Raw genomic sequence first — 13,419 nt, forward strand, 5'->3', positions numbered from 1 at the left:
CGCCTCACCAGCGGTACCAGCGACCCCCGTCCGCTCCGTGCAGGACGAAACCCAGCAGCCACAGTGCCAGGACCACCAGGGCCACCCACCACAGCGCGTGGATCGCGAAACCCACTCCGCCCAGGATCAGGGCCAGCAGGAGAACCAGAAGTACGACGCCCATGACACCAACCTCCTTCGAGCCGCGTCTGCCCGGGGGTGGGCAGAATATGCAGATCGACGGGGAGATGTTCGCGTACTTGCCACTTTCGTCCTTCGCACACGGTAGGAGGTGCGGGTCAGCACCTCCTACCGTGCGCGGCCCGAAGTATCGGGCTCATTTCTCTTCCGGCGCCCGCTCGTCGTCGTACTCGTCCGTCTCGGGGTCTTCGTCGTCCCGGTACTCGTCCTCGTCCGCCTCCTCGTCCTCGTCCCCGTACGGCTCCTCGCGGCCGTCGTACTCGTCGTCGGCGTAAGCGCCGTCCTCCTCCTCCTCGTATTCGTCCTCCTCCGCCTCCGCCTCCCCTTCGTCGTCGCGGTCGTCGAAACCGGCCTCGTCCTCGTCGTCAGCGGGGTACTGCTCCTCGTCGCCGTCCCGGTCGGCCTCGTCCTCCATGGCCTCCTCGTGGCTTCGCACCACCTCGCCCTCCCGGATCTCGCCACGCCAGCCCTCCGGGTCCTCCTCCGCGAACGTGACGTAGCGCTGGAAGTTCTTGAAGTCCAGCCGCAGCCGGCGGCCCTGGGCCCGCCAGATGTTGCCCGTCTTCTCGAAGAGCCCGGACGGGTAGTACTCGACCACGAGGACGATGCGGGTGAGGGTCGGGCCGAGTTCGTGGAAGCTGACGGCGCCGTGGGTCGAGCCCTTGGCCCCGTCGGAGGTCCACACGATGCGGTCGTCCGGGATCTGCTCCTGCACCGATGCCTTCCAACTGCGGGTGGAGGGGCCGACCTTGACCTTCCAGTTGCTGCTGACGTCGTCGCCCTTGTCGACGCTGCGGACGCCCTTGGCGAAGCCGCTGAACCGCTCGTACTGCGTCCAGTGGTCGTAGGCGGTCCGCAGCGGCACGCCGACGTCGAGCACCTCGACCATGTTCATGACCTTCGTCGTGCCGGACTTGCCGCCCTTCCCTCCGCGGCCGAAGGCCTCCTTGACCTTGCCGACGACGTTGTCCTTGACGCTCTTGGCCTTCTCGCTCATGAAGGCCTTCAACGGCGATTCCCCCTGGAGAATGCGGCCGCCGGCTTTGGGCAGCACGCCGCCGTTCTCGGCGACGTCGGAAAGCTGGTGCGTGACGTCCGTCAGCTTGTCACCGGCCTTCTCCGCCAGGCGTTCAGCCTGGACGCCGAGATAGTTCACGACCTCTTCGCGCAGCCGGTCCAACCCCGAGACCTCGGTGTCGGAAGGGCGTTCTTCCGTCCTGGCCATGGCTACCTCCCGCGGCCGGCTCGGGCGGGCGCCTTCTTCGCGGCGCTCCGCTTGGCCGTGGCCGCCTTCTTCGCCGGGGCGGCCGACTTCTTGGCGGCCCTCGGCGCAGGTGCGGCCTTCTTGGCGGGTGCTTTCTTGGCAGGTGCCTTCTTGGCCGGTGTCTTCCTTGCCGGTGCGGACTTCTTCGCGGCCGTCTTACGCGGCTCGGCCTCGCCCTTCGCGGGCGCCTTGCGCGCGGTCGACTTCTTCGCCGCCGCCTTGCTCGGGGAGCGCTGCGCCAGATCCGTCTTGCCCTGTTCTGCCTTGGCGGGCGCTGCCCTGCCGGCGGTGCGGCGGCGGGGCTCCTCGTCCTCCCCGGCGGTCGTGGTGCGGCGGCGCGGCCGGGCGGTGGATTTCTTCGCGGCCTCGGGCTCGGATTCCTCCGGCGCCTTCGCGGTGCGGCGGCGTCGGGCCCGCGGCGGTTTCGCCTCCTCGGGTTCGGGCTCCTCCGGTGGCCCGGCCTCCTCCTCGTCCTCCTCGTCCTCCTCCGGTTCCGGCTCGGATTCCCTCTCGTCCTCCTCGGGTTCCTCGTCCTCGGGTTCCTCGTCCTCGTACTCGTCCTCGGCGTACTCGTCCTCGGCCTCGTCCTCCTCCTGGCCGAGCCGCTGGGTGCGGTCGCGCAGTGAGTCGGCCAGCTCGGCGAGCCGTTTGTTCGCGGCCGCCGCTACGGCATGCTTGCCGGCCTCCAGCAACTCACCGCGGACCTGCTCGTTGAGTTCGGTGAACTGCGGGAGTTCGGAGAGCCGGCGCATTCCCTCGGTGGCCAGCTGGCGCGGGTCGAGGCCGAACCGGCGGCCGGCGAGATAGGTGGCCACGGCGAAGGCCATCCGGCCCTTCTTCGCGCGGCCGAGGACGTAGCCACCCGCGACTGCGGCCGCGAGAGCAACTTTCGCAGTTTCCTTCACGAGACGTTCCCTTCAGACGGCCGGCCGAAGGCGCCATGGCGCGCGCATCGGACAGGCGGGGTGACTGTGCGTCCGGCGGGCCGTGCTTCCCCGCGACCGACCTGCCGGTACCGGGTCCCCGAGAGGGTCCCCGAGCGGGTCGCCGAGTGCCGGCCGTGGTCCGCGCCGTACGGGCGAGGGTGGGGCGGGTGGCCGGCGCCGGGCCGGCTGGTGCGGAGGATGCGCGAGGGGAGGGTGTTCGGCGACGGGGCCGACGGCCACCGCGCGGGCACGGCCGGCCTCCGGCGCCGGGTGGCACCGCTACGTCCGATCCGACAGGGCGCGGGCCGCTGTCGGGGATGAACACCGATCACGCCTCCGCATGCTGCTCGGCCTTACCTCGACGGCAGAGCAGCGTGGACGTCTCCGGCGTGCGGCGTTCCTCCATCAGCGGGAACGCGCCGCTGTTGCCGCCCTGCCCACCTACCAGTCTGGTGAGTTACGGTCGCGGCCGCATGTCGGGGCGCTTCGGCAACGCCGGGTCGGACCGGCTGCTCCCGAGGTGCGGGCATCGGTTCCGCGGGCTCCCGCACCGGAAGATACGGCGTAGCATCGCAAGTAGCGCTCTTATAGCATGAAATGTCCGTTCCTTCGCGGAACGGTAAAAGGCAGTCCGTCGTCTCCGGCCTTCGGAGAAGAGCATGGCCGCAGGTGCAGAGGATCGCAGGGAGAGGACCCGAGCCCGGTCCAGCCGCGAGCGAGCCGGAGCCGGATCCTCCGACGAGCGCGGCCACGAAGCCCCGGCGGCCGAGGGCGTCACCCGGCGGCGGCCACACAGAGTGTCCGCGCCCCACGCGATGCGCTACGCGGCCCGACAACTCGAAGAACTGCTCGGCAGGACACCCGAGTCCGTTTCGGCCGTCAAGCCGACCGAGGACGGCTGGCAGGCCGACGTCGAAGTCCTCGAGCTGGAGCGCGTCCCCGAGACGACGAGCGTGATGGCCAGCTACCGGGTGACCTTGGACCGGGACGGCGAGCTGGTGGCCTACGAACGCGTCCGTCGCTACACGCGCGGGCAGATCGACCGCAGATGACCGGCGAGGTCGCGACGACTCATCGCGTCCGTAACGACGTCGGGAGCCTGGAATTGGCAGCGCGGGCGGACCTCGCGCCCGGCCGGAGAAGGGAGCGAAGCGTGACTGTCGTGCCGCAGAGCGGGGGAAGCGTCGCCAGAGGTGCGGGATCCGGCAATCTGTACGACATCCTCGAACTCATTCTCGACCGTGGCCTGGTCATCGACGTGTTCGTACGCGTCTCCCTGGTCGGCATCGAAATCCTCAAGATCGATGCACGAATCGTGGTAGCCAGCGTCGACACCTACCTGCGCTTCGCCGAAGCCTGCAACCGACTCGACCTGGAGTCCGGACGCAAGGCCCCGACGCAGCTCACCGACATCGTGGGCGAGGTCACCGAGGGAGGCGCCAAGGGCAAGAGCAAGGGCGCGCTCACCGGCGCGGTGGAGGCCGTGGCCGACACCCTCCACCTGGGACGGGAGGACGAGCAGAAGGAACCCGAGGAGCGACGGGAGCGACCCGCACGCCGGCCCGCCCGACGCCGGGAGGAGTGAGCCATGGCCGTCTACGTCTACTCGGTCGTCGACGCGGCACACCCGTTGCGCCTGGAGGACCTCCGCGGAGTCGGGGAGTCTCCCGGCGAACTCCGGACGGTCACCGCCGGCCCGCTCTGCGCGGTCGTCAGCGACGCGCCGCCCGATCTGCGACCCAAGCGGCGTGACCTGGCCGCCCATCAGGCAGTTCAGGAGCGATTGATGTCGGACGGCACCGTCCTGCCACTGCGCTTCGGCCTCACCGCCGAGAGCGACGACCTCGTTCGCAAAGCACTGGAGGGGCGGACCGAGGAATACACCGCCCGACTGGAGGCCCTGGAGGGCTGCGCCGAATACCACCTCAAGGCGGCCGAGGACCAGGAAACACTGCTACGCCGCATCCTGGAGGAGTCGGAAGAGGCCAGGACCCTCAACGACGAGATCCGCGGCGGTGGGGGCGGCCCGGACCTGCCGCTCGCGCTGGGTGAGATCGTCGCGGAAGAGGTCCGGGTGCGCCAAGAGGCGCTGGCCGCCGGAGTCGTGCAAGCACTGCGTCCGTTCGCGCGGGACGAACGCTCGTCCCAGCCGGTCGGTGACGACTTCCTGAACATCTCCTTCCTGGTGGCCCGCGCGGACGAGAAGGAGTTCCGAGAGGCCGAGCAGGGGATCGCCGAACGGCTCGGGGAAAGCGTCGACTTCCGCCTGCGAGGCCCGTTGCCCGCGTACAGCTTCGTGTAAGGAGCCACGGCCATGGGCCTGTTCACGCAGATCGTCACTCTTCCGCTGGCGCCCGTCCGCGGGGCGGTGTGGGTCGTGGAGCGGATTCAGGAAGCGGCCGAGGAGGAGTACTACGACCCGGCCCCGGTCGAGCGGGAGCTCGCCGAACTGGAGAAGGCGCTGCTGGCCGGTGACATCAGTGAGCAGGCCTTCGACGAGCGGGAGGACGAACTGCTCGACCGGTTGGACGAGATCAGGGCGTGGCGGCGCGGCGAGCGCTGAACGCCCGGGCGAACACGAGGAGGAACGGAACCCGGCAGGCTTCCACCCGGCGCCCTGAACAGGCACCGGGACAAGGCGAGAGGGAGGTCGAGCGGCCGTGACGGAACCGGTGGCCGACAGATTCGGATCATTCCCCTCCAGAGCTGCCCCGCCGTACAGCCAGGGATCCTCGGCGAACCTCGCCGACATCCTCGAACGCGTCCTCGACAAGGGGATCGTCATCGCCGGCGACATCCGGATCAACCTGCTCGACATCGAACTTCTCACCGTCAAGCTGCGCCTGCTGGTCGCGTCGGTCGACAAGGCGAAGGAGATGGGTATCGACTGGTGGGAGCACGATCCCGCGCTCTCCTCCAGAGCGGGTCCTGAACGGGTACCCGGGCGGGCCGACGAAGGTGCCCTGGCACGCGAGAACGAGCGGTTGCGGACGGAGATCGCCGCCCTGCGCCGGGAGGCGGCATTGCCGCCCGGCGAGGAGCCCACCGAGCTCGCGCGCCCACCGGCCGGGCCGAAGCGTGCGGAGCCGGTCCCGCGCACATCCCGCCCGCGCACGTCCCGCCCGCGTGCCACCCCCGCGTCCCGCCCCCGTAGACCGAGGGAGGAGTGATGGCGTCGACGGTCGTCTACGCCTACGCCGTGGCCAGAGCCGCCGAAGGACTTCCCGACCGGCTGACCGGCCTGCGCGGCGTCGCCGGCACCCGGGTGAGCCTGCTCCACGGGGCCACCCCCGAGGTGGTCGCGGCAACGAGCCGGGTGCCGGCGGCGGACTTCCAGGAGGACGCGCTCGCCCGGCACCTGGAAGACCTCGACTGGCTGGAGCAGGTCGCCCGCGCCCACCACGAGGTCGTCGCCGCGCTGTCCGCCGCCACGACCGTGCTGCCGCTCCGGCTCGCGACCGTGTACCTCGACGAGGACCGGCTTCGTGACGTGCTCGACGCGCGCCGGCGTGTGTTCACCGACCGTCTGGCCCGATTGGACGCCCATGTCGAATGGGGCATCAAGCTCTACGTCGACGCCTCGGCGGAGCCGGCACGCCACCCACCGGCGGCGGACGCGGCCCTCAGCCCGGGCCGCGCCTACCTGAAGAGCCGACGGACCCAGCGGGACCGGCGCGCCGACGCCTACCGTGCCGCCGAACAGGCCGAGGAACGGATCGAGGCGGCCGCCCGCGGGCTGGCTGTCGAACGGGCACGGCACCGCGTCCAGCAGGGTGAACTGGCCGGCGGCGACGGCGAGAACGTCGTCAACGACGCCTACCTCGTGCCCGAGAGCCGGTCCGAGGCCTTTCGCCGGTCCGTCCTGACCGCAGCGGACGGCCTGCCGGGCGTACATGTCGAGGTCACCGGCCCCTGGGCCCCCTACTCCTTCGCGACGCCCCCGGACGACGGAGGGTGACCGCATGGACCCGACGACTCCCGAACCGGCCGAGCGGGCCGAACCGATGCCCGGCCGGCAGGTGGCCCTGGTCGACCTGCTGGACCGTCTGCTCAGTGGCGGAGTGGTGGTCACGGGTGACCTGGTGCTGTCGATCGCCGATATCGACCTCGTCCGGGTCTCGCTGCGCGCCCTGATCGTCTCCGTCAGCGAACTGAACCCGGCACCGTGGGACCTGGCATCCGGAACGGCGGCGCGCCGTGACGGATGACGGTATGCCAGCCGTGACGGATGACGGCATGTCACGGGAGACCCGCTACGACGAGGTCGCGCGGGCCGCCGCGCGTGCGTTCCGCCTGCTGCCGGCCACACCGCAGGACGTCCCGCAGCCGCCGGACCCGGCCCGGCGGACCGTCCGCCGGATCGGGACCGATCCGGAGAGCGTGGAGCGTGACCTGGTCAAACTGGTGCTGACCCTGGTGGAACTCCTCCGCCAGCTCATGGAGCGCCAGGCACTGCGCCGGGTGGACGACGGGACCCTCACCGAGGAGCAGGAGGAGCAGCTGGGGGCCACCCTGATGGGCCTGGACGACCGGATGGACGAACTCTGCGCCCGCTACGAGCTGACCCGCGCGGACCTGAACCTCGATCTGGGTCCGCTCGGTCCTCTCCTGCCGCCGGACTGACACGCGGGCCGCCCCGAAGCGGGCGGCGCCAGCTCGTTTTCCGGAGGAACGGACAGGGAGCGCCCTGCCTCGGCCCGCTGTGCCGTTGCCCTGCCGTGCCCCGGCCGGCGAGTGCTTCGGGCGTGATCGGCGTTCCGGCTGAAGGTGTCGGTCGGCGCCCTGCTCGATGGTCTCCACGCAGGCGGTGAAGGCCGGGCAGGCGCCCTGCCAGGGGTCGTGGACGTCCACGGTCGAGGTAGAGCCCCAGCCTGGCCGCCGCGCGCTCGTCGGCCGTGTCCCGGCGTTCCTTCAGGACGGCGGTGTCTTGTGATTCGGCTGATTCGGCGGCAGTGCACCGTCACCCCGACCCGCTCTCGACGACGGCGACGGCGTCCAACGCAGGTGGCGACGAGGTGGAGGTCATGGCGGAGAAGACCAGCGACCCGCCGCAGCGTCAAGCGTACTTGACGTTCGATCTGGCAAACGTCGCCGCCGGGCCACGTCCGCTGCACCTGTCGCCCGCGCTCGCGCAGCATCGGCCAGGTCGGCGGTCGACGGGTGCGACCCTTCCCTCGCGGCGGCCAGGGCGGCGGTCCGCGCCCGAACCCCGGCGCCGCCGCCCCCGCCCCGCCCGCCGCACAACCGTGTGCCGAGCTCTGAGCGGGCGTCAGCTCCAGCCGTCTCCGGGTGGTCGGCCAGGGTGAGTTCACGAAATTTCGCGAGGATAACCGCGTCGGTCTTCTTGCCGCGCGGAGGGTGGATCGACATGCTGCATGCATGACATTTCTTATGGCACGGCCACGGCGCCGCGCGTGGAAGAGAGCGCTCTCAATGGTCCCCGTGGTCGCGGTCACGGTGGCGGCCACCGTCGTCGGGACAGCGAACGTCCAGGCGGCGGTGCCCTCGACGCCGCCGGGCTTCACGCTCACCTGGAGCGACGACTTCAACGGTGCGTCCGGCACCGGCATCGATCAGAGCCTGTGGAAGTACGACACCGGGCCGGGCAGCAACTTCGGCACCGGTGAAATCGAGACCATGACCAACAGCACCTCGAACGTCTACTACGACGGCCAGGGCCACCTGGTGCTCCGAGCCCTGCACTCGGGGTCCGACCCGCGGGGCGGATGGACCTCCGGTCGCGTGGAGACCCAGTCGGCGTCCTTCGGCGCTCCGGCGGGCGGAGTCGTACGCATCGAGTCCGTCCTGCAGCAGCCGGACGTCAACACCTCCAACGGTGCGGGGTACTGGCCGGCGTTCTGGATGCTCGGCGCACCCCTGCGCGACGGTGTGACCTGGCCGAAGTCCGGCGAGATCGACATCATGGAGGACATCAACGGCCGCAGCTCCCAGTTCAGTACGATCCACTGCGGCGTGAACCCGGGCGGTCCGTGCAACGAGTCGACCGGCATCGGCTCGGGCGAACGCGCCTGTCCGGGCTGCCAGACAGGCTTCCACGACTACGCGGCGGAGATCGACCGCTCGGTGTCGCCGGAGCAGGTGCGGTTCTACCTCGACGGGAACAACTTCTTCACCGTCAACGCCAACCAGGTGGACTCGACGACCTGGGCCAACGCGATCGACCACCCGTTCTTCATCATCTACGACCTGGCGATCGGCGGCGGATTCCCTGACGCCTACGGCGGGGGCCCGAACGCGGCCACGGTCTCGGGAGGCAAGCTGGTCATCGACTCGGTGGCCGTCTACAACAAGGGCCCCGGCGGCGGTGGCGGCGGCGGTTCGGTGACGGGCCAGACGATCACCGGTCCGGGGGGCAGGTGCGTGGACGTGGCCGGCGACGACAACGGCGGCGACGGCACCGCGGTGCAACTGTGGGACTGCCAGTCGGGGGCCAAGGACCAGCACTGGACCTGGAGCGGCCAGACCCTGCAGACCCTCGGCAAGTGCCTGGACATCACCGGCGGCAACAGCGCCGCGGGAACGAAGCTGCAACTCGCCACCTGCAACAGCGGCGGCTACCAGTCATGGGTGCGGCAGACCGACGGCTCACTGCGGAACCCGACCAGCGGCCGGTGCATCGACTCCCCGTCCGGAGCCACCGCGAACGGCACCCGGCTGCAGATCTGGGACTGCAACGGCTCCGGCGCCCAGAAGTTCGCCATCGGCACCCCGATCTACGGTCCGGGCGGCAAGTGCGTGGACGTGGCGGGTGACGACAACGGCGGCGACGGCGCCGCGGTCGCGCTCTGGGACTGCCAGCAGGCGACCTCACTCGACCAGAAGTGGACCTGGAGCGGCCAGACCCTGCGCACGCTGGGCAAGTGCCTGGACATCGCCGGCGGCAACAGCGCCGCCGGTACACAGCTCCAGCTGGCCACCTGCAACAGCGGCGGCTACCAGAACTGGGTCCCCAACAGCGACGGCTCGTTGTCGAACCCGACCAGCGGCCGGTGCATCGACTCCCCCTCCGGTGCCACCGCGAACGGCACCCGGCTGCAGATCTGGGACTGCAACGGCTCCGGCGCCCAGAAGTTTGCCCTGGCCTGAGAACGAGCGGGACCTCGGCCTTGGACGGCGAGTGCCCCCACCGTTGACGGGTTGACGGTGGGGCACTCGCCGTCGTGCTCGGGGGGACCGCGCTTCGAGATCTCGGTCCGGCTATCCGTCTGTCCCGTTCTCTTCCGGTCCTGGCCGGCTTCGGCTGTCCCGCTCCCGGGCCCGTCACCCAGGATGCTTCGCCGGGCAACCACCGGCAGCTCAGCACCCGCCCGCGATCACGGAACGCGCCCACTGCTTGCCCGCATTCCCTGCCGGCGACTGGTCCGGGGACCGGCGCGCGCAGACGCGGGCCGGGGCGGGCTGACGGGGCCCGCCTCCGGCTCGGTGCCGTTACCGGCACGGACGGGGCGTCAGGACCGGTCGTACATGCCGACCAGGTCGACGATCAGGTCGGTCGGCTCCCAGCCCAGGTTCCAGATGTCGACGTACTCCACGTTCCTGAAGTCCGCCTGGACCAGGTTGGAGACGGTTGCGCCCTTCGTCCAGTTCAGCACCGAGGAGTCCGGCGGAGTCGGCTTGGCGCCGCCCAGGTTGCCGGGCTCCGGAGCGACCGCGAGGTGGCCGCTGCCGTGTCCGTTGGTCACCGTCGTGTTCAGGACGAGGGCTTCCAGCGCCCGGCCGGACGTCCACACCCCTTCGCGGTCGAAGTTACGGCCGGAGAGCGGCCCCCAGGGCCGGGAGTCGTACAACCGCCGGGGCTCCTCCGGCAGGTAGGCGGCCTTGCCGTCCGCGCCGTAGTAGCCCGTGACGTCCACGATGACGTCCGCTGCGGCCCAGGCGCCGTTGCGGACGGTGATCCGGCCGTCGGGGCCGACCGGCACGATCACCGCATTGGCGACCGTCTGTCCCGTGGTGAAGTTCAGGTTCGACGTGGCCGACGGCTGCAGGCCGCTCGGCGACACGGTCAGGTGACCGGGGCCCTTCGGGTCGGTGACCGTCACGTTGAGCGCGACGGCCGCGACGCCCTGGGCCGGCAACCCGCCCTGGCCGGCGACCTGCAGGGCGAAGGAGGTCTGCCCGGCGACCTGGCCCTGGGCGGTGCCCCTGCCCTCGCGGGTGTCGGCGATCCGGGACGGCTTCACGGAGGTGTACCCGTTGGCCGCGGACTTGCTGAAGTACCCGGTCACATCGGCGAGCAGGTCCACCGGGCTGCCGCTGCGGTTGGCCAGCTCGACGTACCCGTCCGCACCGACCGGCACGATCGCCAGCGTCGGCACGGTCTGCCCGGCCGTGAAGTTCACGTTCGAGGTGGTCGGCTGCTTCGCACCGGAGGCGTACGCGATGACGTGCCCGTCGACCGCGGTGTTGGTGGCGGTGATGTTCAGGGCCACCGATGTCACCCCCGCCGGGATGTCGCCGTTGCCGGCGATCTTCACCCTGGCCGTGGCGTACGGGGCGACCGCCCCGGCGGCCGGGGCTCCGGTGCCGTCGCGGGTGTCCAGCAGCCGGGTGGGCGAGTGCGGGGTGAACTCGGAGCCGTCCACGACCTGTTCGAAGACGGTGACGGCGGTCAGCTTGCTGATCGCCTCGGTCGCCGTGACCGTGACCTGGTGGGAACCGACCTCGGCGAAGGTGTGGTTGAGGAACCTCACCTCGCTGAGGAGGCCGATGTCGGAGGAGGTGCTGCCGTCGCCCCAGTCGACCTGGTAGGTGACGACTCCCTGGGTCAGGTCGGTGCTGACGCCGACCGCCATCCCCATGCCGTGCGCGTTCCGGTTGGACCGACCGGTGGAGACCTGGAAGTACGGCTGCTCGGCCGAGTCAGCCGGCGTACCCGACGCGCCGGGCGCCGACCGGGCGCTGTTCTTGGCCTTGGCGGCCTTGGCGTTCCCCGCGGCGATGTCCTTCGCCACGGCATCCCGCGCGGCCTTCTCGGCGGCGGCGTCCTCGGCGCTCCGCGCGGAGGCTCCCGCCGAGGGCGCGCCCTTCCCGGCCCCCGCGGCCGGGGTGGTGGCACTCGCACCCGCGCCGGGAGCACCCGACGGACTCGCCGCCTGCGCGTTGGCGGGTATGAAGCCGACGACTGCCGAGACGACGACAGCAGAGATCATGACACGGTGACGGTACACCGGCCCCCCAATTCCTGAACTCGTTCAAAAGCTCTTGATCACGAAGCCTATCCCACCGAAGGTTCGCATCCCACTCTTACCGGAGAACACTGTCGTGGTTCGCCGCCACAGCCGAGCCTTTGCCATCGGAATCCGTGCCCCCGGCTGCTGCAGGGGTGCTGGCGCCGCACCCCGCCGGCAGAGATCGCCGCGGAGCTCCACGGTCTTCTGCGCGATCCGTGGTGGGCGCCGGACCGAGGCGGGCCTCGGTGGGGATGCGCACGCAAGCGGCGTCAGCGGTGGCCGAGGACGTTGACCACCCGGCCGTTGGGGTCACGGACGAAGAACCGCCGGACGCCCCACTCCTCGTCCTGCAGCGAGTGGACGATCTCCGCTCCGCTCTCCCGGAGGGCCGCGTAGGCCGCGTCCACGTCGTCCACCTCGATGCTGAGGTCCGGGGACACCGGCGCGGTCCTGTCCCGGTCCATGAAGCTGATCTGCGCCGCCGGTGCGGTGGGGGAGGCGAGCGTCATGATCCAGCCGTGGTTCATGACCTCCTCGAAGCCCAGCAGACCGTAGAACTCCCGGTTCTCCTGCGCGGCATCCGACCGGATGTTGGGCACGACGCGACGAACGGCCACCGACGACTCCAGGTGAGAGCGGACCTGATCTCCAGGACTTCCAGGACTTCCAGAGGCACTGGCAGGATACGACCGCCGCCGGGCCGGGAGCACCCGACCCCGTGGTGCCCCGCCCCCGTCGGCCGGCCCGGCACTCTGCCGGCGCGCCCCGGCCGGCGCGATCCCCGCGCCGTCGTCGGGACAGATCCGCAGGTCGCGCTCTCAGGACGGGAGGAGCTGCTCCGTCCTGATGCACTTCCCGGTGGCCTCGCCGGCGGCCTCGGCCGAGGCCGACAGTTCCCGGGAGGCGATGTTCCGGCGGGGGTGCGGTGGGTGCGGGCAACGAGCAGGGCGGCAGCGTCGCACGCCTGCTCGGAGGGCAGCAGCCCGGCGATGGCCTGCTGGCACGTCGAGGTCGTAGCCCGGGCTGCGTTCGAGGCGAGTCCTTGGCGGTGCACCGCGACCTCGCGCGGGCAGCCGCTGCCGGGGCAACCCTCACCGGCACCGATCCTGCGCCCCCGCGTCGGCGGGACGTCGCCTGCTGGGCCGTCCGTCTGTCCGCACGGCGCCTCGGGCGGTCGGTTCGTTCGCCTGGGGTGAGGTGGGCTGGTGGCAGGGTACGGGTGTTTTGGCTGGACGTGGGGGGTGTTGGGAAAACTTGATGGTCCTGGCCCGCGGCGTTCGGTGACAGGGCATGATCAAGGCGTGACGGTGTGGTGGGCGGGGCGCAGAGACGCGGCGCTGATGCGGATCGCGGAGCGGATGGTGTTCTTCGGCGGGGAGGTGGTGGAGGATCCCGGGGCGGCCGAGCTGGCGGATGCCTTGACGGGCCTGGCGGGGGAGTATCTGGCCAGTGCACGGGGCGAGGTGGTGCGGCGAGCCGGCGTCCTGCTGGAGGAGGCCGCCGGGGAACTGCGAGGGGCTGACCGCTTCCGTGGCACGTTCCTGCCGTTGGTGCTGCGTCACATGCGCCGGGCAGAAGCGGTGTTGGACGCGGCGGGCAGCTGTCTGGGGGTGACGCTGCGGCGTCCGGTGCCGCCCGCTGCCGGGGACGGTGGCGGTGCCGGGGTGACACCGGGGCGGGGGTGAACGCGCGACATCCCGGGTTCGGGGTGGGGCCACGAGGTCGGTCGTGGCGACCGTGCTGCGGCAGGGGCGGTACGGGGGGTGTGGGTGGGGGCGCCGTGTGGTGTCGGCGCCCCGGGGGTTGTGGTGTGGCTTGTTGTGGTGTGGGTTGGTTTCGGGGTGTTCAGCACTGGGGG

15 protein-coding genes are annotated in these 13,419 nt (G+C 71.0%); 10 read left to right on the plus strand and 5 right to left on the minus strand.

Going from position 1 to position 13,419, the window contains the following annotated elements; genetic code table 11:
• Window positions 1-4: 4 nt before the first annotated feature.
• From OG689_RS39365 to OG689_RS39375, 3 genes are all read right to left on the minus strand, one after another.
• Window positions 5-163: a hydrophobic protein gene (locus OG689_RS39365; RefSeq protein ID WP_266326588.1), complete on the minus strand. Its 159-nt coding sequence runs from the start codon at window positions 161-163 to the stop codon at window positions 5-7.
• A 153-nt stretch (window positions 164-316) separates the two neighbouring features.
• Entirely contained in the window at window positions 317-1,405 is a 1,089-nt protein-coding gene (locus OG689_RS39370) for an SRPBCC family protein (protein WP_266326590.1), read from the minus strand.
• Window positions 1,406-1,407: 2 nt separating this feature from the next.
• Window positions 1,408-2,349 (minus strand): histone protein, encoded by a 942-nt coding sequence (locus OG689_RS39375; RefSeq protein ID WP_266326592.1) that lies wholly within the window; start codon window positions 2,347-2,349, stop codon window positions 1,408-1,410.
• 680 nt (window positions 2,350-3,029) lie between these two features.
• On the opposite strand from OG689_RS39375, the gene OG689_RS39380 reads away from it, so the two are divergent.
• The 9 genes from OG689_RS39380 to OG689_RS39420 all read left to right on the plus strand — a co-directional run bounded on the left by OG689_RS39380 (window position 3,030) and on the right by OG689_RS39420 (window position 9,477).
• On the plus strand, window positions 3,030-3,422 hold the full coding sequence (locus tag OG689_RS39380; protein WP_266326594.1) for a gas vesicle protein: 393 nt from the start codon (window positions 3,030-3,032) through the stop codon (window positions 3,420-3,422).
• 101 nt (window positions 3,423-3,523) lie between these two features.
• Entirely contained in the window at window positions 3,524-3,955 is a 432-nt protein-coding gene (locus OG689_RS39385; RefSeq protein WP_266326596.1) for a gas vesicle structural protein GvpA, read from the plus strand.
• 3 nt (window positions 3,956-3,958) lie between these two features.
• Window positions 3,959-4,672 (plus strand): GvpL/GvpF family gas vesicle protein, encoded by a 714-nt coding sequence (locus OG689_RS39390; RefSeq protein ID WP_266326597.1) that lies wholly within the window; start codon window positions 3,959-3,961, stop codon window positions 4,670-4,672.
• Window positions 4,673-4,684: 12 nt separating this feature from the next.
• Entirely contained in the window at window positions 4,685-4,933 is a 249-nt protein-coding gene (locus OG689_RS39395) for a gas vesicle protein GvpG (protein WP_266326598.1), read from the plus strand.
• Between the two features lie 97 nt (window positions 4,934-5,030).
• Entirely contained in the window at window positions 5,031-5,540 is a 510-nt protein-coding gene (gene gvpJ / locus OG689_RS39400; protein ID WP_266326600.1) for a gas vesicle protein GvpJ, read from the plus strand.
• Entirely contained in the window at window positions 5,540-6,328 is a 789-nt protein-coding gene (locus tag OG689_RS39405) for a GvpL/GvpF family gas vesicle protein (RefSeq protein WP_266326602.1), read from the plus strand. Before gvpJ ends, OG689_RS39405 begins: the two co-directional genes overlap by 1 nt.
• Before the next feature lie 4 nt (window positions 6,329-6,332).
• Entirely contained in the window at window positions 6,333-6,578 is a 246-nt protein-coding gene (locus OG689_RS39410) for a gas vesicle protein (RefSeq protein ID WP_266326604.1), read from the plus strand.
• A gap of 28 nt (window positions 6,579-6,606) precedes the next feature.
• A complete protein-coding gene (locus OG689_RS39415) occupies window positions 6,607-6,993 on the plus strand; it encodes a gas vesicle protein K (RefSeq protein WP_266326606.1) in 387 nt (128 codons plus the stop codon).
• A gap of 810 nt (window positions 6,994-7,803) precedes the next feature.
• The gene (locus tag OG689_RS39420; protein ID WP_266326608.1) at window positions 7,804-9,477 is read left to right on the plus strand and encodes a ricin-type beta-trefoil lectin domain protein; all 1,674 of its coding nucleotides are present in this window, start codon (window positions 7,804-7,806) and stop codon (window positions 9,475-9,477) included.
• Between the two features lie 362 nt (window positions 9,478-9,839).
• Here OG689_RS39420 and OG689_RS39425 read toward each other — a convergent pair whose 3' ends face one another.
• Window positions 9,840-11,540 (minus strand): PKD domain-containing protein, encoded by a 1,701-nt coding sequence (locus OG689_RS39425; RefSeq protein ID WP_266326610.1) that lies wholly within the window; start codon window positions 11,538-11,540, stop codon window positions 9,840-9,842.
• Between the two features lie 290 nt (window positions 11,541-11,830).
• A complete protein-coding gene (locus tag OG689_RS39430; protein WP_266326612.1) occupies window positions 11,831-12,178 on the minus strand; it encodes a VOC family protein in 348 nt (115 codons plus the stop codon).
• 684 nt (window positions 12,179-12,862) lie between these two features.
• Here OG689_RS39430 and OG689_RS39435 point away from each other — a divergent pair.
• Window positions 12,863-13,246 (plus strand): hypothetical protein, encoded by a 384-nt coding sequence (locus OG689_RS39435; RefSeq protein ID WP_266326614.1) that lies wholly within the window; start codon window positions 12,863-12,865, stop codon window positions 13,244-13,246.
• The last annotated feature ends 173 nt before the right edge of the window (window positions 13,247-13,419 follow it).

The sequence above is a fragment of the Kitasatospora sp. NBC_00240 genome (genome assembly GCF_026342405.1).
In the GTDB taxonomy this organism is placed as follows: domain Bacteria; phylum Actinomycetota; class Actinomycetes; order Streptomycetales; family Streptomycetaceae; genus Kitasatospora.